The following is a 20,913-nucleotide window of genomic DNA, read 5'->3' as shown; positions in this document are numbered from 1 at the left end:
TCACAGAGTGGCTCGTGCCATTGATTCACAATAGGAAGCATTATGCAGAGCAATGTCGGGAAGCAGGCTGTCAGTTCGATGTACGAGCGTTTGACCGTGGTCCTGGTCGCTCACGAGCAGCCAGATTCATTGCGTCGCGCCTTGAAGTACTATGCTGACTTTTCATGTGCGATTCTGGTCGTCGATACTTCCCCGGAGTTTGACGCACAGGTCGCCGAGTCAGGGTCGGGCGCGCAATATCTGCACAAGCCGCTGCTTGCCCACGTGGGGGCAAGTGCCAGGACGGCCGAGATCCTGGTGCATGTGACCACGCCTTTGGTGGCAGTCGCCGATGTCGACAGCTTCCTGATCGCTGATGCCTTGAGCGATGCCGTGCAATTTCTCGACTGTCACGAACAGTACGTCGCGTGCCAAGGGTATAGCCTGACGTACAGCGCTGATGCCAATCATGTGAATTATTTCCGTCGTGATCGCAAGGTGTGCGAGGACTATTCTGCAGAAAGCCCACATGAGCGTGTTGCGACGTTCATGGCGCAGGGATTCCCGCTGCTCAACGCGGTTATACGCAGCTCCACTCTGCAGGCATGGTCTGCTTCCCTGCCAGCCGACACACATACGCACTGGCAGGAAATCGGCCAGATGCACTACTTGCTGGCTGCCGGGAAGGTGCGCATTCTGCCTGTTCCTTATGCATTGCATGCAGCGCGTGATCTCGAACAGGAGGTTTCGCGCGATCGGGATATTCGCAGTGCGCTGAAGTATGTCGATCCCAAGGCCAGGGCTGAGCGTGAAGGTTTTGCATCGACCCTGAGCGAAATATCAGGTGCGGTATTCACCCCGCAGCAGGTGCTGGACGGTTTTACAGCCCTTGCCGAATCACTTGAGACCCAGAGTTATCTGGCGAGCGACAAGCTGGTGTGCTCCAGGTGGAACATAGGCGTCAATGAGCCTGAGCCGCTTTTCGAGCCCCGTCAGTTTGTGGAGCTGCCGTTTTACACTCCGTCATTTTTCAGCTTGCTCGAGCAGATCGAATTTCTCATCCATTTGATGCCGGCCGGGTATGCCCATCTTTCAACGCTGGAGCGCGCGCTGCTCAAGCAGGCGGAGCTCGCCCGAGCGCAAAGCAACCCGGATGCCGAGGCGCTCGAAAGTCGTCTTTGGCAGGCGTATGAGCTCTATTCGTTTAATGCCGGTATTGTGCAGCGCCTCATTAGAGAACTGCGCTCCACCGAGACGCAGGCAGAGGAAGTCGAGCGACTGGTTGAGTGGCATGAACGCTTGCAGGCCGCGGGTGGTTCCGACAACGGCAAGCTGCTCGACGATATGCCTTCAGGCCGTCTGCTCAAGTGGCTGGACGCCCGTGATCCGGCTCCCGCCGCCGTTAAAAAGCTGACTGCTGGCCTGGCTCGTAATCCGAAGGGGTCGCAGATCGGGATTCTGTTACTCGATCTGGAAGCTGATGTATTTAAACTGCAAGCGACCTTCGACAGTTTGATCAACGGCTTCAGCCGCTCCTTCAAGGTCATTATCTTTACCACCGCCAAGTCTCCGGCAGTGACCACGCCGCAAAACACGCTGCATTTCGTCAAGGTTAGCGAGAGTAACTACGTCGACAAGATCAATCAGAGTGTCAAACAGTCCAGTTGTGACTGGTTCACTCTGGTACAGGCAGGTGAGGTCTTCACCAAAAATGGCTTGCTCCAGGCTTCGCTTGAGTTGGCAGACGTTGCAAACTGTCGTGCTGTCGCCATGGACGAGATTCACCGGGTTGAGGACGGTACGCTGACTCACGCATTCCGCCCGAGCTTCAACCTCGACCTATTACAAAGCTCGCCTGTGCTCATGGCTCGTCACTGGCTGATTAACCAGCAGGCCATGCTTGAGGCCGGTGGATATTCCCGTGAACTCTCCGGCGCAATTGAGCTTGACCTGCTGCTGCGTTTGATCGAGCAAGGCGGAATGAGCGGCCTGGCTCACCTGAGCGAGCCGCTGCTGATCTGTGACGCTCCCGAACTGGAGGTCAATGAGGATGAACAAAAAGCACTGACCCGCCATCTGGCCAATCGCGGCTACCGGGCTGAAGTCAGCTCGGCGTTGTCGGGAACCTTCAAGATCGATTATCGCCATGCCGTTCGCCCGACCGTATCAATCCTGCTTGAAAGTCGCGATAACCTCCCTGAATTGCAGCGCTGCCTGCTGAGTATCCTGCAACGTACACGCTATCAGCGCTACGAAGTGCTGATATGCGATAACAACAGCAGTGATACCGGACTGTTGGCATGGCTCGATCAACAGGAGCAAAGCTCCAATCGAGTTCGCGTGTTCAAAAGCGATCAGCGTCTGAGCGCCGCTGCCTTGCGCAACAGTGTCAGCCAGGAAGCCAAAGGTGAGTACCTGGTTCTTATGGATGCCGAAAGCCAGATTGTTAACGTAGGCTGGATCGAATCGTTGCTCAATCAGGCGCAACGCCCGGAAGTGGGTGTAGTCGGTGTCAGGTTAATTGATCCGGAGGGCACCGTTACTCAGGCGGGTCTGATTCTGGGACTCAATGGTGGCGTCGGTTCGGCTTTTGTCGGCGAGCCGAAAACCTCTCATGGTTACATGCAACGACTGGTTGTAGAGCAGAACTATTCGGCTGTGTCGTCGGCGTGCCTGATGATTGGCAGGGAGCTTTACGATGCGGTCGGCGGCCTGGACGAAGGTCAGTTTGCCGACGAACTGGGTGATGTCGACCTGTGCCTTAAGGTCGCTCAGTCGGGTTTCCTCACGGTCTGGACGCCTCATGTTCAGGTCGTGCATTCCGGCGAGGTGCGCGCAGCGGGGGCGACGCTTGAAGCATTGAAGGATAAGTGGCCGGGACCGTTCGCTCATGATGAGGCTTACAACTCCAATCTTGCCCTCGATGGCCCAGGTTTCACCCTGGGTGCAATCAAGAAATAGCGCTGCGCCGGGGGGACGTAAGTCTTTGTCTGCGACCCCTCTCACTTCCGGCTCCGCATTGAAAGGAGCCCAAGCAGGCCATATGGCCTGCTTTTTTCGTTAAGGCAGATGCATTCAAAACGTGCCGAACTGGTGACCTGCGGGTCATAAAGTGCATCTTCACTGTATTGTGTTGCAGGGAACGCCATGCGCCCGACTTGCTTAACGTGCCCATCGCCCTGAAAATGTCTCGCATATCACCTCTTTCGGTAGCTCCCTGATTTTTGTGGGACGAATATTTACCTGTTTACTAATCGGGAAGCCATGATGATTGGCATAAAAAGCATAGCGAGTTACGTACCCACAGCTGGTGTGGATAACTACGCTCAAGGTGCCAAGTTCGACAAGGATGAAGAGTTCATCCTGGGGAAAATCGGCTCCACCTTCCTGCCACGCAAAGATGCCGGGCAGGAAACTTCGGATCTTTGTGTCGAAGCCGTCAATAAACTGCTGGTCAATAACCCGCAACTGAGCCGTGAAAGCATTGACGTCTTGATCGTCGTGACTCAAAACGGTGATGAAGAAGGCTTGCCGCACACCGCTGCCATCGTCCAGGACAAGCTCGGCCTGTCGACAAGTGTGGCAGCGTTCGACATCTCTCTGGGCTGTTCCGGGTATGTGTACGGTATTTACGCAATTAAAGGCTTCATGGAAGCCGCAGGCCTGAAAAATGGTTTGTTGGTGACTGCCGATCCGTACTCCAAGATCGTCAATCCCGAGGATCGAAACACCACCATGCTGTTCGGCGACGCCGCGACGGCCACCTGGATGGGCGAAGATGCCATTTGGCAATTGGGCAAGGCCAAATTCGGCACCGACGGTTCTGGCGCGCCACATTTGAAAGTCAGCGATGGCGTGTTTTTCATGAACGGTCGCCAGGTTTTCAATTTCGCGCTGCTCAAAGTCCCTGCGCATTTGCACGAGTTGTTGGCCGATTCTGGTTTGCAGCCAGATGATATTGACGCCTTCTGCATCCACCAGGGCAGTGCGGCAATCGTCGATGCGGTAGCACGGCGCTTTGAAGACAAGCCCGAGAAGTTTCTCAAAGATATGGTCGAGACCGGGAATACCGTGTCATCCAGTATCCCTCTGCTGCTCGAAAAGCATGTGCTGGATTCGGCCTGGACGCGTGTTGCGCTGAGCGGGTTTGGTGTAGGGCTGTCGTGGGGTTCGGCAATTATCTATAAAGGCTGACAGGTTTTTTGCAGGAGCGCGCGCCGCCACCCGCGCGCCCTGTAACTAACGTTTTGCTTGTTAGCGCACATGCATTACCACTGGTGCCCTCGCGGCTAAAGCCGCTCCTACGGATAACGTACATTCGTAGGGCTCTCCGAGCGGCGCTGCTGCTTTTATCTCTAAGGCGAGCGTCTGCTGGCCATTTGGCAGCAGTTTTCTGGCGTCATTTCTCCGTTGGTTATCTGCTAAGCCCTTGTTTTACAGGGGATGGCCGTCTGCTAGTAATTTTTTTCAAAAAAACGCTCAAGCAACTTGCTATTGCGACGATAACTATTACGAAGGTTCTCTAGGCACACCCGGCGCTTGCAGGGGCCGGAAGCCCGCAGCACTCATCCAACGAGGAATTCATCATGGCTTTAACAGTAAACACCAACGTTGCATCCTTGAACACTCAGAAGAACCTGGGCAAGGCAACCGACGCGCTCTCCATTTCGATGACTCGTCTGTCCTCGGGCTTGAAAATCAACAGCGCTAAAGACGACGCTGCTGGCCTGCAAATCGCTACCCGTATGACTTCGCAAATTCGCGGTCAGACCATGGCGATCAAAAACGCCAACGACGGTATCTCGATTGCTCAGACCGCTGAAGGCGCTCTGCAAGAATCGACCAACATTCTGCAACGTATGCGTGAACTGGCCGTTCAGTCCCGTAACGACAGCAACAGCTCGACTGACCGTGACGCTCTGAACAAAGAATTCACTCAGATGAGTGAAGAGCTGACCCGTATCGCCAACAGTACTAACCTGAACGGCAAGAACCTGATCGACGGTTCCGCCAGCACCATGACTTTCCAGGTTGGTTCCAACAGCGGTACTTCCAACCAGATCTCTCTGACCCTGACTGGCAGCTTCACCGCTGACAAACTGGGCGTTGGTTCGGCGATCAGCATCAGCGGCGCAACAAGCTCTGCTTCGGAAGCTGCATTCTCGGCCGCACTGGGTGCAATTGACTCGGCTCTGTCGATCATCAACGCCACTCGTGCTGACCTCGGTGCTGCACAAAACCGTCTGACCAGCACCATCTCCAACCTGCAGAACATCAACGAAAACGCCAGTGCTGCACTGGGTCGCGTACAAGATACCGACTTCGCTGCTGAAACTGCACAACTGACCAAGCAGCAGACTCTGCAACAAGCTTCCACTGCTATCCTGGCTCAGGCTAACCAACTGCCTTCCGCTGTACTGAAGCTGCTTCAGTAATTTCGGAATGAGTTTTGGCGGGGGAGTGCGATTCGTACTCTCTCGCTTTTTTACTTTCGGAGGTAATGGTCATGGATATGAGTGTAAAGCTGAATCTGTCTTATCCTGCCGCTCAACCGGCGACACCAGCTGCCAACCCAGCTGCGGTCGTGGATAAGCCGGTAGAGAACCTTTCCGTCGCGAGCGTTGCTGCTTCGGCTGAAAGTAAAAATGCTCAGCAGGATATGTCTCAGAACGAAGAGAATGTAAAAGCTGCTGCGGAGGACATTCAAAAGTTCTTTCAGTCGGTCAAGCGTAATCTCGAGTTCTCGACTGATGAATCCTCTGGTCGGTTGGTAGTCAAAGTTATTGCCAGCGACTCGGGTCTGGTGATTCGGCAGATTCCCAATGAGGAAGTGTTGAAGCTGGCAGAAAGCCTGAGCGATGCAAGCAGTCTGTTGTTCAGAGCTGAAGTCTGAGTGGTGGCACGAAACTTGTTGTAGGTTTTTTGAGGCGGTAAAAGGTCAAAAGACCGGCAACACTCTTGAAGGGAGATGCACATGGCAAGTCCAATTTCCGCGAGTACTGGTCTGGGTTCCGGCCTGAATATCGGTGACATCGTCAAGGTTCTGGTTGATTCGGATAAAGCGGCCAAGCAGAACCAGATCACTACGCAAACCAGTAAGACAACTGCGTCGCTGTCGGCTGTTGCCAAGCTTCAGTCTGCCTTGACAGCTTTTCAAGACTCGATGAAGGCGCTCAACAGTACGACGACTCCGGCGTTTCTGGGGTTTGCGGCGACGTCCTCAGCCGAAACAACAGCTAAGGCAACTGCCACTAATGCTGCGGTAAACGGTACGTACAGTCTTGTTGTCAAGCAACTGGCGACAGGCTCAAAGGTGGCAACTGCCGCAATCAGTCCGGCTCAGGCAAGTGCCATTCCGAGTGGTAAATTGACAATCACTCAAAATGGCATTGATTATGATGTCACCCTCAAGGGGGGAACGCTGGAAGAAACCCGAAACGCGATCAACACCTCCCTTCAGGGTAGAGGTATCAGCGCCAACATCATCAACGATGCAAACGGCGCGCGTCTGGTATTTACTTCCACGACGACGGGTGCAGGTAACGATTTGAAGGTGGCGGGCGACGACGCTTTCGGTACCTTGCTGGATATCGAGGGCACCAAGACGATGTCTGAGACGGCGTCGGGCGGAATCCCTGGTGCTGGCGCAATTTCGGCTTTCGCGCAAGATGCCAAATTCACCATCGACGGCCTCGAGCTGACCAGTGCGAAGAACAAGGTCGAGGGTGCCGTATCCGGGCTTACTCTTGAGCTGGTAACGGGTGGCAATGCTGCCTCAACCATCACTGTGGCAACCAACACCGACGGCTTGAAGACTTCGTTGCAGACGTTCGTCAACTCGTATAACACGCTGGTCAGCCTTGTTTCGACGTTGACCAAAGGGTCGACGAACGCAGCAGGGGATTTTGTCGCAGCGGAGCTGACGGGTGACTCTGCGCCGCGCAACATGCTGGCGGCGATCCGTAGTGAGATCGCTACGTCGACCAACAGCAGTGGTCTGGGCTCGCTTGCACAGTTGGGGATCACCACTCAAGGTAACGGTACGCTGTTGCTGGATTCTGTGAAGCTTACTGCAGCACTGGACGACAAAAAACTCAGCGGGCAAGTTCAAAGCTTGTTCACTGGCGATACCGGTTTGCTTGCTCGTGTTACAAAGGCGATCACGCCATTCAGTCAGACTGGTGGGATCCTGGCGCAGAAGACTACCCAGCTCAACAAGACCAAGGAGCAATTGGTCGCTCAGCAGGAGGCACTGGATCGTCGGGTAGCATCTCTTACCGATTCGCTGACCAAAAAGTACAACGCGATGGATCTGGTGGTTGGGCAGCTCAAGGCAACTGCCTCCAGCATTACCTCGATCTTCGAGGCAATGAATGCTCAGAAGAACGCTTCATAAGTAAAGTGTCTTGCCAAAACCCGACCAGCGTGTCGGGTTTTTGCATTAGGCTAAAGTTTTTTGATCGGGCGTCGATAGCTTGGTTATGTGAATCCTGGAGTTGTTACGAGGTTATCTATGAATCCTATGTTAGCGTTGCGTCAGTACCAGAAGATTGGCTCTCAGGCTCAAACCTCTGAAGCAAGTCCTCATCGTCTCGTGCAAATGTTGATGCAGGGTGGCCTGGATCGCATGGCTCAAGCTAAAGGTGCAATGGCGCGCAAGGATCTGCCTAATAAAGGCATTTTCATCAGCAAGGCGATTGCCATTATTGGCGGATTGCGCGAGGGCCTTGATCTGGACAAAGACCCGACTGACGCATTGCGCAATCAAGATAATCTTTATCACTTCATGATGAAGCGCTTGACTGAAGCAAACGTCAAGAATGACCCCAAAATACTGGATGAAGTCGCAGGCTTGCTGATTACGGTCAAGGAAGGCTGGGATGCAATTGCTGATCAACAAAATCAATAAGAAGCTGTTGTCCTGAGGATATTGACATGAGTGCTGCACTCAAGCGTATCGAAGAAACTCGCGAAGCGCTGGTTGGCGCCTTGGCCGAGCGCGATTGGGAAACCATTGGCAAGCTGGATCTTGCCTGTCGTGCCTGTGTCGAAGATGTTATTAGTGAAGATACGCCGAATGAGCCAGAGTTGCGTAACAACCTGGAAGAGTTATTGACGGTGTATCGGCAGCTGATTGACACTGCAACGGGTGAGCGTCAGGCGATTGTCGACGAAATGACGCAAATCACCCAAGCCAAAAATGCAGCAAAGGTTTACCATCTGTTTGATTCGTGACCGGTTGGTCAAAATAAGCTTTACGCCATAAATTTGACTGTTTACGGTATTTTGACTTAACTAGCGATGTTTACTATTTTCTGGTTCTCGGTATAAGCAGTGGCCGAGCTACCAAGCTGCCCCATGTATGGGCATTGAGTTGACTAGGGAAGTTGCTATTGCATGTGGCGTGAAATCAAGATTCTCCTGATCGATGACGACAGCCAGCGCCGCCGTGATTTGGCGGTAATTCTGAATTTTCTTGGCGAAGAAAATCTCTCCTGCTCAAGCCAGGATTGGCAGCAGGTTGTCGGCTCTCTTACGTCCACTCGCGAAGTGCTTTGCGTGCTTGTCGGCACCGTTAGTGCGCCGGGCAGTCTTCAAGGACTGCTTAAGACCGTCGCAGCATGGGATGAGTTCCTTCCTGTTTTGCTTTTGGGAGAAAATTCTTCTTCCGCTGAGCTCCCTGAAGATTTGCGCCGCCGTGTGCTCTCCACGCTGGAGATGCCTCCTAGCTACAGCAAGCTACTGGATTCGCTGCACCGGGCTCAGGTTTACCGCGAAATGTATGACCAGGCGCGTGAGCGTGGTCGTCATCGCGAACCTAATCTGTTCCGTAGCCTGGTTGGTACCAGCCGCGCCATCCAGCATGTCCGGCAGATGATGCAGCAAGTTGCCGATACTGACGCCAGTGTGTTGATCCTGGGTGAGTCGGGGACGGGCAAGGAAGTGGTTGCGCGCAATCTGCACTATCACTCCAAGCGTCGCGACGCGCCGTTTGTGCCGGTCAATTGCGGTGCTATCCCGGCGGAGCTGCTCGAAAGCGAACTGTTCGGTCACGAGAAGGGCGCCTTCACCGGTGCTATCACCAGCCGTGCCGGGCGTTTTGAGCTGGCCAATGGAGGTACGCTGTTCCTGGATGAGATCGGCGACATGCCGCTGCCTATGCAGGTCAAGTTGCTGCGGGTGCTTCAGGAACGCACGTTTGAGCGCGTCGGCAGCAACAAGACGCAAAGCGTGGACGTCCGGATTATTGCTGCCACACACAAAAATCTCGAAACCATGATCGAGATTGGCAGTTTCCGTGAAGACCTTTACTACCGTTTGAACGTCTTCCCGATCGAAATGGCTCCGTTGCGTGAGCGGGTCGAAGACATTCCGCTGCTGATGAATGAATTGATCTCGCGCATGGAACACGAGAAGCGCGGTTCGATCCGTTTCAATTCTGCGGCCATCATGTCCCTGTGTCGTCACGGCTGGCCGGGTAACGTTCGTGAGCTGGCCAATCTGGTCGAGCGTATGGCGATCATGCATCCCTATGGTGTGATTGGTGTCGCTGAGCTGCCGAAGAAATTCCGTTACGTCGACGACGAAGACGAGCAGATGGTTGAAGGTATACGCAGCGATCTCGAAGAGCGTGTTGCAATCAACGGCCACACGCCTAACTTCGCCAATAGCGCTGTTCTGCCGCCAGAAGGTCTGGACCTGAAGGATTATCTGGGTGGGCTGGAACAAGGTCTGATTCAGCAGGCCCTGGATGATGCCAGCGGTATCGTGGCTCGTGCAGCAGAACGCCTGAGGATCCGTCGCACCACGCTGGTCGAGAAAATGCGCAAGTACGGCATGAGTCGCCGTGAGGGTGATGAACAGGCGGATGATTGACGCGTACATCGCCTGAATAAAGCCAAGCCCCTGAATTATCAGGGGCTTTTTTTTCGGCACGAGGATTGCTAAGTCTCCCGGAACATACCGTTTTTAATGACGGTTCGCCACGCGAGAGATTATCCATGTCCCAGGCCGCTCAGCAGATGTCTTCCGACCTTGCACTCCAAGTGCCGCCGTCCCTCGAGCTGGAAAGTCGTCAAGGGCTTGAGCAGGCGTTCCAGCTGTTCAACCAGATGTCGTCGCAACTGACGGATTCCTACAGTTTGCTGGAAGCGCGGGTTACGGAGCTCAAAGGCGAGCTGGCGGTGGTCAGTGCTCAGCGCATGCAGGAGCTTGCAGAAAAGGAGCGACTGGCATTCCGGCTGCAGAACCTGCTCGACCTGCTGCCTGGCGGCGTGATCGTTATCGACGCGATGGGCGTGGTGCGTGAAGCCAACCCTGCGGCGGTGGATCTGCTTGGACAACCCTTGGTAGGCGAACTCTGGCGGCAGGTCATCAGCCGCTGCTTTGCGCCGCGTGAAGACGACGGCCATGAAATATCTCTCAAGGATGGGCGTCGCCTGTCCATTTCCACGCGTTCGCTGGATGCAGAACCCGGTCAGCTGGTTTTGCTCAATGACCTGACCGAAACCCGTCGTTTGCAAGGGCAACTGGCGCGCCATGAGCGCCTGTCGTCGTTGGGCCGAATGGTTGCTTCGTTGGCGCATCAGATCCGCACGCCACTGTCTGCCGCACTGATCTATGCCAGCCATTTGACGGAGCAGCAGTTGCCGGTGGAAACCCAGCAACGTTTTGCCGGGCGGCTCAAGGAGCGCCTGCACGAATTGGAGCATCAGGTTCGCGACATGCTGGTGTTTGCTCGTGGCGAGCTGCCGTTGACTGACCGCATCGCTCCGAATGAGTTGTTCCAGGCGCTGCAGTCTGCGGCGCAAACGCATGCTCAGGGGCTGTCGGTACGTTGGCAGTGCGACAGTGTCGAGGGGCAGCTCTTGTGCAACCGCGACACGCTGGTCGGGGCGCTGCTCAATCTGGTGGAGAATGGCGTGCAGGCCAGTACCGGGCGTACTCGCCTGAAAATCCATGCGTACGCACGTGGTGATGTTTTGCGGATTTGCGTCAGTGATAACGGCAGTGGCATCGATGCTGCGGCTTTGGCTCGCATCGGCGAGCCTTTCTTTACCACCAAGACCACGGGCACTGGCCTTGGTCTGGCGGTGGTTACAGCGGTTACCCGTGCGCATCAGGGCGGTGTGCGGTATCAGTCCCGCGTGGGGCGTGGTACCTGTGCAATTGTCACACTGCCATTGGTCCCCGCTGGCACTGCTAAGGGAATCTGCTGATGGCTATCAAGGTATTGCTGGTCGAGGATGACCGCTCATTGCGAGAGGCGCTGGGCGATACCCTTGAGTTGGCGGGACATCTCTATCACGCCGTTGCTTGCGCTGAAGACGCGTTGCTGGCTGCTGCTGACGAGTCTTTCAGTCTGGTGATCAGCGACGTCAATATGCCCGGAATGGACGGTCATCAATTGCTGAGCCTGCTGCGGGAGCGGCATCCGCAGTTGCCGGTTCTCCTGATGACGGCTCATGGCGCGGTTGAGCGGGCGGTGGATGCCATGCGTCACGGTGCAGCCGATTATCTGGTCAAGCCGTTTGAGCCCAGGGTTTTACTGGCGCTGGTCGAGCGTCATGCGTTGGGTCGTTTGGGGCCTGCGGGAAATGACGGTCCTGTGGCGGTCGAGCCGGCCAGCGCGCAGTTGCTCAATCTGGCCAGTCGTGTGGCAAAAAGCGATTCGACCGTGTTGATTTCCGGTGAGTCCGGGACGGGCAAGGAAGTGCTGGCGCGTTTTATCCATCAGCACTCGCCGCGTGCGGATAAGCCATTCATTGCAATCAACTGCGCTGCGATTCCCGACAATATGCTGGAAGCCACCTTGTTTGGGCACGAAAAGGGCTCATTCACAGGCGCTATTGCGGCTCAGGCGGGCAAGTTCGAGCAGGCTGATGGCGGCACTATTCTGCTGGATGAAATTTCCGAAATGCCGTTGGGGCTGCAAGCCAAGCTGCTTCGCGTGCTGCAGGAGCGGGAAGTGGAGCGGGTTGGCGGCAAGAAGACCATCACTCTGGATATCCGGGTTGTAGCCACCACGAACCGCGATCTCGCCGGTGAAGTTGCGGCGGGTCGCTTCCGCGAGGATTTGTATTACCGCCTCTCGGTGTTCCCGCTTGCGTGGCAGCCACTGCGTCAAAGGACCGCCGATATTCTGCCGCTTGCCGAGCGTTTATTGGCCAAGCATGCCAATAAAATGAAACACGCCCCTGTCCGGTTGTCCGCGCAGGCACAAGCCTGCCTGGTGGGCTATGCCTGGCCGGGCAATGTTCGCGAGCTTGATAACGCCGTGCAGCGGGCTTTGATTTTGCAGCAGGGTGGCGTCATTCAGGCTGAAGATTTTTGCCTCACTGGGCCTGTTGTCTATGCGCCTGCGCCGGTGCCTGCAAACCCCACTGTCAGTTCGCAGCCGGCGGCCGTTTCGCCCGGCGCAGTGCCTGCTCCGCTGGAATTGGCGGGGTCTGATTCGGCCGGAGCGCTGGGCGATGACCTGCGCCGTCGAGAATTTCAGATGATCATTGATACGTTGCGGGCCGAACGTGGCCGCCGCAAAGAGGCTGCTGAGCGCCTGGGTATCAGCCCCCGTACCTTGCGCTACAAATTGGCGCAGATGCGTGATGCGGGGATGGATGTAGAAGGTTATTTGTTTGCGACCTGATGTTTTGCCGACCGTGGCCGATACTGTATCTCCAGACTGCGTGGATTTGTCGCAGATTAATAATTCAGTGACTTGGTTGGCCTTAACTGAGTCCCGTAAATACTGATTCAGAGCAAGGTTTGGCACAACTAACACATACATTGATGTAGCTTGATGGCCAAATGCTGCTACGCAGCTGGCACTCTTGTTGCTTTGACATTAATGACCGCTGACTCGGTGTCAAAAATTTGCGGCCCTTATGAGAGAAACGTCCATGAGCCAAGGTGTTGAATTTAATCGCTTGATGTTGGACATGCGTTCCATGCAGATGGACGCCATGGCTGCGCCCAAGGCAGCAGCCACGCCGCAAATCGGCTCCAGCAGCTTTGCCGACATGCTTGGTCAGGCCGTTAACAAGGTCAATGACGTTCAGCAGGCTTCCAGTCAGCTGTCCAGCGCTTTCGAGATTGGCAAGAGCGGCGTCGACCTTACCGACGTGATGATCTCGTCGCAGAAAGCCAGTGTGTCTTTTCAGGCCTTGACCCAGGTTCGGAATAAACTGGTTCAGGCTTATCAAGACATCATGCAGATGCCGGTTTAAGGACGTATTGAGTCATGGCAGAAACACTCGCCGATAGCGTTCCGGCCAAGACAGGCGCTCCTTCAGGCAAGCCGTTGTTCGGTCTGGCCTTTCTGGAAAACCTTTCCGAGATGACCATGCTGCGTCAGGTTGGCCTTATGGTCGGCCTGGCTGCCAGTGTCGCCATCGGCTTTGCCGTGGTGCTCTGGTCACAGCAACCTGATTATCGTCCGCTCTACGGCAGCATGGCCGGGATGGACGCCAAGCAGGTCATGGACACGCTGACTAACGCCAATATTGCCTACACGGTAGAGCCTAATTCCGGTGCTTTGCTGGTGAAAGCTGATGACGTGCAGCGCGCCCGTATCCAGCTGGCGTCTGCTGGTATTGCGCAGACCGACGCCAACGTCGGCTTTGAAATTCTCGATAAGGATCAGGGGCTGGGTACCAGTCAGTTCATGGAAGCCACGCGCTATCGCCGTGGCCTCGAAGGTGAGCTGGCGCGGACTATTTCTTCCCTGAACAATATCAAGGGTGCGCGTGTGCACCTGGCGATCCCGAAAAGCTCGGTGTTCGTTCGTGATGACCGCAAGCCGACGGCTTCGATTCTGGTTGAGTTGTACCCGGGTCGCTCACTTGAGCCCGCTCAGGTCATGGCAATCGTCAATCTGGTGGCGACCAGTGTTCCTGAGTTGACCAAGTCGCAGGTCACTGTGGTCGATCAGAAGGGCAATCTGCTTTCTGATCAGGCGGAAAACTCCGAACTGACCATGGCGGGCAAGCAATTCGATTACGCACGCCGCATGGAAGGCATGCTGACTCAGCGCGTACAGAATATCTTGCGTCCGGTACTGGGTACCGATCGTTACAAGGCCGAAGTCTCCGCCGATGTGGACTTCAGCGCTGTTGAGTCCACCGCAGAAAGCTTCAACCCTGATCAACCTGCGTTGCGCAGTGAGCAGTCCGTCAACGAGCAGCGCTCCAGCAGCTCGGGTCCGTCGGGTGTGCCGGGGGCGTTGAGCAACCAGCCGCCAGGGCCAGCAACCGCGCCGCAAACCGCCGGCGGTGGTGCAGCGGGTGCTGCCGCAGCCATTGCTCCGGGCCAACCTTTGCTGGACGCCAACGGTCAGCAGATCATGGACCCGGCCACTGGTCAGCCAGCCTTGGCTCCATACCCGGCTGACAAGCGCGTGCAGTCGACCAAGAACTTTGAGCTGGACCGTTCCATCAGTCACACCAAGCAACAGCAGGGGCGTTTGAATCGTCTGTCGGTTGCCGTGGTGGTTGATGATCAGGTCAAGATCAACCCGGCGAACGGCGAAACGACCCGTTCGCCATGGAGTGCAGAAGATCTGAATCGCTTCACGCGCCTGGTGCAGAACGCAGTCGGTTTTGATGCCAGTCGTGGCGACAGCGTCAGCGTGGTCAACGTGCCGTTCTCGGCCGAGCAGGGCGAGTTGATTCCGGATATTCCGTTCTACTCGCAGCAATGGTTCTGGGACATCGTCAAGCAGGCCATGGGTGTCATCTTCATTCTGGTTCTGGTGTTTGGTGTGCTGCGTCCGGTGTTGAACAACATCACCAATGGCAAGAGCAAAGAGCTCGCCGGTTTTGACGACGGTACGGGTGGTTTTGGTGGCATGGGCGGTGGCGGTTCTGACGAGCTGTCCAATGACCGTGTCAGCCTGGGCGGCCCACAAAGTATTCTGTTGCCTAGCCCGACCGAGGGTTATGACGCACAGCTGAATGCAATCAAGAGTTTGGTGGCTGAAGATCCGGGTCGTGTGGCCCAGGTTGTGAAAGAGTGGATTAACACTGATGAATGATCGAGCCGTCGTAGCCAAACTGAGCAAAGTCGAGAAAGCCGCCGTATTGCTGCTTTCCCTGGGTGAAACCGATGCTGCGCAGGTTCTGCGTCACATGGGGCCCAAGGAAGTTCAGCGCGTCGGCGTGGCGATGGCGCAGATGCGTAACGTGCATCGCGAGCAGGTCGAAGAGGTGATGACTGAGTTCGTCGAAATTGTCGGCGATCAGACTAGCCTGGGCGTCGGCTCGGATGGCTATATCCGCAAAATGCTGACTCAGGCATTGGGCGAGGACAAAGCGAACGGTTTGATCGACCGAATTCTGCTGGGTGGCAACACCAGCGGTCTGGACAGTCTGAAGTGGATGGAGCCACGTGCTGTGGCAGACGTCATCCGTTTCGAGCACCCGCAGATCCAGGCTATCGTGGTTGCTTACCTCGATGCTGACCAGGCGGGTGAAGTGCTCGGTCATTTCGACCATAAGGTGCGTCTGGATATTATTCTGCGCGTGTCTTCGCTCAATACCGTGCAGCCAGCGGCACTTAAAGAGTTGAACCAGATTCTCGAGAAGCAGTTCTCCGGTAACGCCAACACGTCGCGTACTACCCTGGGTGGTATCAAGCGTGCTGCAGATATCATGAACTTCCTCGACAGCTCCATCGAAGGCGCTCTCATGGATTCGATTCGCGAGGTCGACGAAGATCTGTCGACCCAGATCGAAGACCTCATGTTTGTCTTCAACAACCTGTCGGACGTGGACGACCGTGGCATCCAGGCGCTGTTGCGCGAGGTTTCTTCGGATGTGCTGGTACTGGCCCTCAAGGGGTCCGACGAGGCGATCAAAGAGAAAATCTTCAAGAACATGTCCAAACGTGCCGCCGAACTGCTGCGCGACGATCTGGAAGCGAAAGGCCCGGTCCGCGTCAGCGACGTGGAAACCGCGCAGAAAGAAATCCTCACTATTGCTCGCCGTATGGCCGAAGCAGGGGAAATCGTTCTGGGTGGCAAGGGCGGCGAGGAAATGATCTAGTCTGTTGACGTTCCGTCGGAGAAACTGACCGGGGACGCGTTCCCCGGTGTCCACCGTCTGGCCTGGCAATTCTTACCTGCCATGCGCCTGCGCTGAAACACTACAGACTCTAAGGCACTATCCATGTCCAGCTCCAACAAAGAACCGGTCAGCGAGCTTATCCGCGCCAAGGACGTCGGCGGTTTTGACGTCTGGTCGCTGCCCAGTTTCGATCCCTATCAAGAGCCTGAACCCGAGCCCGAACCGGTCGTTGAAGAGCCGGTTGATGCCATCGAAGAAGTCCCGCTGGAAGAAGTTCAGCCGCTGACCCTCGAAGAGTTGGAGAGCATCCGTCAGGAGGCTTACAACGAAGGCTTTGCCACGGGCGAAAAAGAAGGCTTTCACAGCACTCAACTCAAAGTTCGCCAGGAAGCCGAGGTTGCGCTGAAGAGCAAGCTTGCGAGCCTTGACCTCTTGATGAGCCAGCTTTTTGATCCGATTGCCGAGCAGGACAAGCAAATCGAGCGCTCGGTCATTCATCTGGTCGAGCACATTGCCCGCAAGGTCATTCAACGTGAGCTGACCACCGACTCGCGGCAGATCGGCAATGTATTGCGCGACGCGCTGAAGCTTTTGCCCATGGGCGCAAGCAATGTGCGGATCTTCATCAACCCGCAGGACTTTGAAGTGGTTAAAGCCCTGCGTGAGCGTCATGAAGAAACGTGGCGCATTGTTGAAGATGAAACGCTGCAGGCCGGTGGTTGCCGTATCGAAACGGAACATAGCCGCATAGATGCGAGCATCGAAACCCGTCTGACCCTGGCCATTGCCAAAATGTATGACCAGATGCACGAGCAGTCTCTGCATCCGGCGAGTCCGGACCTCAGCCTGGAGCTGGGGGCCGAGCCGGTCGTGACTGGCGCTGTCAGCCCTGACGTCGAGAAGTCCGATGCGCCTTGATCGCACCAGTTTCGGCAAGCGCCTCGGGTCTTATGCCGAAAACGTCGAATTGCCCGCTCAGCCTGTCGTCGAAGGTCGCCTGCTGCGCATGGTCGGCCTGACGCTGGAAGCCGAGGGCTTACGGGCGGCGATGGGTAGCCGTTGCGTGGTGGTCAATGATGACAGTCACCACCCGGTTGAAGTTGAAGCCGAAGTGATGGGGTTTTCCGGCAGTAAAATCTTCTTGATGCCTGTAGGCAGTGTGGCCGGTCTTGCCCCGGGTGCCCGAGTGGTGCCTTTGGCAGATACCGGCCGCTTGCCGATGGGCATGAGCATGCTGGGACGGGTGCTTGACGGTGCCGGTCGGGCCCTCGATGGCAAGGGCGCCGTGAAGGCTGAAGACTGGGTGCCTATGGACGGTCCTACCATCAACCCATTGAAGCGCAACCCTATCAGTCAGCCTCTGGACGTGGGCATTCGCAGCATCAACGGATTGTTGACGGTGGGTCGTGGTCAGCGTCTCGGGCTGTTCGCCGGTACCGGCGTCGGTAAAAGCGTTCTGTTGGGCATGATGACGCGCTTCACCGAGGCAGACATCATTGTTGTCGGCCTGATCGGTGAGCGGGGTCGTGAGGTTAAGGAGTTCATCGAGCACAGCCTGGGTGAAGAAGGGCTCAAGCGTTCGGTGGTGGTTGCGTCTCCTGCGGACGACGCGCCTTTGATGCGTTTGCGTGCTGCCATGTATTGCACGCGAATCGCCGAGTATTTCCGTGACAAGGGTAAAAACGTCCTGTTGCTGATGGATTCTCTGACGCGTTTTGCTCAGGCTCAACGGGAGATTGCCCTGGCGATTGGCGAGCCTCCTGCGACCAAAGGTTATCCGCCGTCGGTATTTGCCAAACTGCCCAAGCTGGTGGAGCGCGCCGGTAATGCCGAGGCGGGTGGTGGCTCGATTACTGCGTTTTATACCGTGTTGTCTGAGGGTGACGACCAGCAGGACCCCATTGCGGACTCTGCGCGTGGCGTACTGGACGGCCATATCGTGTTGTCCCGTCGCCTTGCTGAAGAAGGGCACTACCCGGCGATCGACATCGAGGCCTCTATCAGCCGGGTCATGCCCGCAGTGGTCACCCCTGATCACATGAATCAGGCGCAGCATTTCAAACAGTTGTGGTCACGCTATCAACAAAGTCGCGATTTGATCAGTGTCGGCGCTTATGTGGCGGGCGGTGATCGGGAAACTGACCTGGCGATTCACTTGCAGCCCGTGCTTGTGCGCTACCTGCGCCAAGGGCTCAATGAAAATGAAAGCATGGAAAACAGCAGTGCGCAGTTGGCGGCAGTGTTCAGCCCGGCTGCGGGTGGTTGATAGACCATGGCCATAAGTCGCGCAGCGCGCCTGGCGCCCGTGGTGGATATGGCCGAGAACGCGGAGCGCAAGGCTGCCCAGAGTCTGGGGCACTTTCAAGGGCAGGTGCGCGTGGCGGAAGGCAAGCTCAACGACCTTGAGCAGTTTCGCCTCGACTATCAGCAGCAATGGATCGACAAAGGCGCCCATGGCGTCTCCGGGCAATGGCTGATGGGTTATCAGCGCTTCCTTACTCAGCTGGATACCGCTGTTGATCAGCAGCGCAGAAGCCTGGCCTGGCATCAGGACAACCTTGATAAGGCGCGCGGCACCTGGCAGCAGGCGTACGCCCGGGTCGAAGGCTTGCGCAAACTGGTCCAGCGCTATATTGACGAAGCACGACAGCTGGAGGACAAGCGCGAGCAAAAACTACTGGATGAGCTTTCGCAGCGGCTGCCCAGGCATGCTCCGTTTTAACCGCAGTGTTCGTTCGGATATATCGCAAATTATTCAACTGCAATGCAGCTTCCACAGAGAAAATTGCAGATATCACCAGCCAGTGCTAAACCTTGATTACGTGACGCACGCCTTACTCAGGAATTTTACATGCCGGTCACTTCTGAGCTTTCACCTGACGGTCAGCAACTGACCATTTTTATTTCCGGGCGCTTTGATTTTGCTTCCCATCAGGACTTCCGTGAAGCCTATGAACATCTGGGCAGCGAGCTGCTTTATGTCGTTGACCTGCGCGGTACCAACTACCTGGACAGTTCGGCACTGGGGATGCTTTTGCTATTGCGTGACCACGCCGGTGGCGAGCGCTCACGCATTCGTCTGGTCAACTGCAGTGCCGATGTCATCACCATCCTGACCATTTCCAATTTCTCGAAGCTGTTCCAGATAGGTTGAGTGAGACCTTGCCATCCTCCAGCGAATCCTTATGCATCCTGATCGCTGACGACAACGCCAGTGATCGCCTGCTGCTGTCCACCATCGTGGCTCGTCAGGGGCATCGAGTGCTGTGCGCCGCCAACGGTGCGGAGGCGGTCGCACTGTTTGAGGCTGATCGGCCGCAGATGATCCTGATGGACGCGATGATGCCGGTGATGGATGGCTTCGAAGCTGCCCGGCGCATCAAGGAACTGGCCGGTGAGGCCTTGGTACCGATCATTTTCCTCACGTCTCTGACGGAGGGGGCGGCGCTGGCTCGGTGCCTGGACGCCGGGGGCGACGACTTTATTGCAAAGCCTTACAACCAGACCGTCCTCAACGCCAAAATCAACGCCATGAATCGCCTGCGGTTGCTGCAGGAGACTGTCCTGCGGCAGCGCGATCTTATTTCGCGGCATCATGATTACCTGCTGAATGAGCAGCGAGTGGCCAAGGAAGTTTTCGATCAGGTCGCTCATTCTGGTTGCCTGGACGCGCCCAATATTCGCTATCTGCAGTCGCCTTATGCGTTGTTTAACGGTGACTTGCTCCTCGCTGCCTACACGCCAGCCGGGCATATGCATATGTTGCTGGGGGATTTCACCGGGCACGGTTTGCCCGCTGCGGTCGGTGCAATGCCGCTGGCAGAGGTGTTCTACGGTATGACGGCCAAGGGCTTCGGTCTGGCTGAAACCCTGCGTGAAATGAACGCCAAGCTTAAGCGCATCCTGCCAGTGGACATGTTCTGTTGCGCAACCCTGCTCTGTATCAACTTCCAGCAACAACAGTTTCAGGTCTGGAATGGCGGCCTGCCCGACGGTTATCTTCTGAGTGCTGCCACGGGTGAGCGTACCGCGCTGGTGTCCCGGCATTTGCCGCTTGGCGTGTTGGACTCGGCTTCGTTTGATGATGAGACTGAGGTGCATCCCTTCGCTCCGGGGGATCGGGTATTCCTGCTCTCTGACGGGGTCATCGACACCAGTGACAGCAAAGAACAACTGTTCGGTGTGCAGCGGTTGCATGAAGTATTTGCTGCCAATCGCGAACCCCGGTTGCTGATTTCGGAAATTCAGCATGCGCTGGATGCCTTCGGTGGTCAGGCCCGCGATGACGTCAGCATGGTGGAAATCATCGCTGTCGAGCAGGCGGAAATGGGCGCACAAGCCGTGACCTACTCAGACAGCGGCACCTCTACGCCACTGGACTGGTCATCCACGTTCGAGTTCAGGGCTTCGACCCTCAGGCGTTTCAATCCTCTGCCTTACTTGTTGCAGTTGCTGCTCGAGGTGCACGGCCTGCGCAGTCAGAGCGGTGCGCTGTTCAGTGTGCTCACTGAGCTTTATAGCAATGCGCTGGAGCACGGGGTTTTAGGCCTGGATTCAACGCTGAAAAGTAGCGCGTCAGGATTCGCCAGCTACTATCAGCAGCGGGCAGCGCGTCTGGCTGCTCTGGACAGTGGCTATATCCGCCTGCATTTCAACATCACGCCAGAGGGAGAGGGTGGTCGTTTGAGTGTGCGGGTAGAGGACAGTGGTAAGGGTTTCAATGTTGATACAATTCTTGCGTTGCCGCCGGTGGTCGATGAGCTGTACGGTCGCGGTCTTGCGCTGGTGCGGGAGCTGAGTGAAAAGGCCTCGTGGTCTACGGACGGACGGACCGCACGCGTCGAATTTTGCTGGGGAGCCAAGGCATAGCCCC

18 protein-coding genes are annotated in these 20,913 nt (G+C 56.2%); all 18 read left to right on the top strand.

Annotation, left to right across the window (positions count from 1 at the left end; all coding sequences use genetic code 11):
* The first annotated feature begins 42 nt into the window (after positions 1-42).
* The 18 genes from ACYASS_RS18055 (at position 43) to ACYASS_RS17970 (ending at position 20,909) form a co-directional block, all read left to right on the top strand.
* The gene (locus ACYASS_RS18055) at positions 43-2,940 is read left to right on the top strand and encodes a glycosyltransferase family 2 protein (protein ID WP_463587109.1); all 2,898 of its coding nucleotides are present in this window, start codon (positions 43-45) and stop codon (positions 2,938-2,940) included.
* A 306-nt stretch (positions 2,941-3,246) separates the two neighbouring features.
* Positions 3,247-4,173: a ketoacyl-ACP synthase III gene (locus tag ACYASS_RS18050; RefSeq protein ID WP_463587108.1), complete on the top strand. Its 927-nt coding sequence runs from the start codon at positions 3,247-3,249 to the stop codon at positions 4,171-4,173.
* A gap of 392 nt (positions 4,174-4,565) precedes the next feature.
* Entirely contained in the window at positions 4,566-5,414 is an 849-nt protein-coding gene (locus tag ACYASS_RS18045) for a flagellin domain-containing protein (RefSeq protein ID WP_463587107.1), read from the top strand.
* A gap of 71 nt (positions 5,415-5,485) precedes the next feature.
* On the top strand, positions 5,486-5,872 hold the full coding sequence (locus tag ACYASS_RS18040) for a flagellar protein FlaG (protein ID WP_463587106.1): 387 nt from the start codon (positions 5,486-5,488) through the stop codon (positions 5,870-5,872).
* Between the two features lie 81 nt (positions 5,873-5,953).
* Positions 5,954-7,375, top strand: a complete 1,422-nt coding sequence (fliD, locus tag ACYASS_RS18035) for a flagellar filament capping protein FliD (protein WP_463587105.1) — start codon at positions 5,954-5,956, stop codon at positions 7,373-7,375.
* 117 nt (positions 7,376-7,492) lie between these two features.
* On the top strand, positions 7,493-7,888 hold the full coding sequence (gene fliS / locus ACYASS_RS18030; protein ID WP_243246793.1) for a flagellar export chaperone FliS: 396 nt from the start codon (positions 7,493-7,495) through the stop codon (positions 7,886-7,888).
* 26 nt (positions 7,889-7,914) lie between these two features.
* Positions 7,915-8,214, top strand: a complete 300-nt coding sequence (locus ACYASS_RS18025; protein ID WP_087273193.1) for a flagellar protein FliT — start codon at positions 7,915-7,917, stop codon at positions 8,212-8,214.
* 162 nt (positions 8,215-8,376) lie between these two features.
* Complete coding sequence (gene fleQ, locus ACYASS_RS18020; RefSeq protein ID WP_122665672.1) at positions 8,377-9,855, top strand: transcriptional regulator FleQ; 1,479 nt, start codon at positions 8,377-8,379, stop codon at positions 9,853-9,855.
* Positions 9,856-9,980: 125 nt separating this feature from the next.
* Positions 9,981-11,198, top strand: coding sequence for a sensor histidine kinase (locus ACYASS_RS18015; protein ID WP_463587104.1), 1,218 nt, complete (start codon positions 9,981-9,983; stop codon positions 11,196-11,198).
* Positions 11,198-12,625 (top strand): sigma-54-dependent transcriptional regulator, encoded by a 1,428-nt coding sequence (locus tag ACYASS_RS18010; RefSeq protein ID WP_463587103.1) that lies wholly within the window; start codon positions 11,198-11,200, stop codon positions 12,623-12,625. The genes ACYASS_RS18015 and ACYASS_RS18010 overlap by 1 nt, the downstream gene beginning before the upstream one ends.
* A 253-nt stretch (positions 12,626-12,878) precedes the next feature.
* Positions 12,879-13,205: a flagellar hook-basal body complex protein FliE gene (gene fliE, locus ACYASS_RS18005; RefSeq protein WP_027901002.1), complete on the top strand. Its 327-nt coding sequence runs from the start codon at positions 12,879-12,881 to the stop codon at positions 13,203-13,205.
* Positions 13,206-13,219: 14 nt separating this feature from the next.
* Positions 13,220-15,010: a flagellar basal-body MS-ring/collar protein FliF gene (gene fliF / locus ACYASS_RS18000; RefSeq protein ID WP_463587102.1), complete on the top strand. Its 1,791-nt coding sequence runs from the start codon at positions 13,220-13,222 to the stop codon at positions 15,008-15,010.
* Complete coding sequence (fliG, locus tag ACYASS_RS17995) at positions 15,003-16,019, top strand: flagellar motor switch protein FliG (protein ID WP_087273204.1); 1,017 nt, start codon at positions 15,003-15,005, stop codon at positions 16,017-16,019. The genes fliF and fliG overlap by 8 nt, the downstream gene beginning before the upstream one ends.
* 123 nt (positions 16,020-16,142) lie before the next feature.
* A complete protein-coding gene (fliH, locus tag ACYASS_RS17990) occupies positions 16,143-16,958 on the top strand; it encodes a flagellar assembly protein FliH (protein ID WP_463587101.1) in 816 nt (271 codons plus the stop codon).
* Positions 16,948-18,306, top strand: coding sequence for a flagellar protein export ATPase FliI (fliI, locus tag ACYASS_RS17985; RefSeq protein ID WP_463587100.1), 1,359 nt, complete (start codon positions 16,948-16,950; stop codon positions 18,304-18,306). Before fliH ends, fliI begins: the two co-directional genes overlap by 11 nt.
* Before the next feature lie 6 nt (positions 18,307-18,312).
* Complete coding sequence (gene fliJ / locus ACYASS_RS17980; RefSeq protein ID WP_122665666.1) at positions 18,313-18,762, top strand: flagellar export protein FliJ; 450 nt, start codon at positions 18,313-18,315, stop codon at positions 18,760-18,762.
* Positions 18,763-18,891: 129 nt separating this feature from the next.
* On the top strand, positions 18,892-19,194 hold the full coding sequence (locus ACYASS_RS17975) for an STAS domain-containing protein (RefSeq protein ID WP_463587099.1): 303 nt from the start codon (positions 18,892-18,894) through the stop codon (positions 19,192-19,194).
* Positions 19,195-19,202: 8 nt separating this feature from the next.
* Positions 19,203-20,909 (top strand): ATP-binding SpoIIE family protein phosphatase, encoded by a 1,707-nt coding sequence (locus tag ACYASS_RS17970; protein ID WP_463587098.1) that lies wholly within the window; start codon positions 19,203-19,205, stop codon positions 20,907-20,909.
* Positions 20,910-20,913 lie beyond the last annotated feature (4 nt).

The sequence above is a fragment of the Pseudomonas sp. HP_14 genome, from assembly GCF_055283875.1.
The sequence above is the reverse complement of the archived record's forward strand: the minus strand, read 5'-3'. Positions and strand labels throughout refer to the sequence as shown.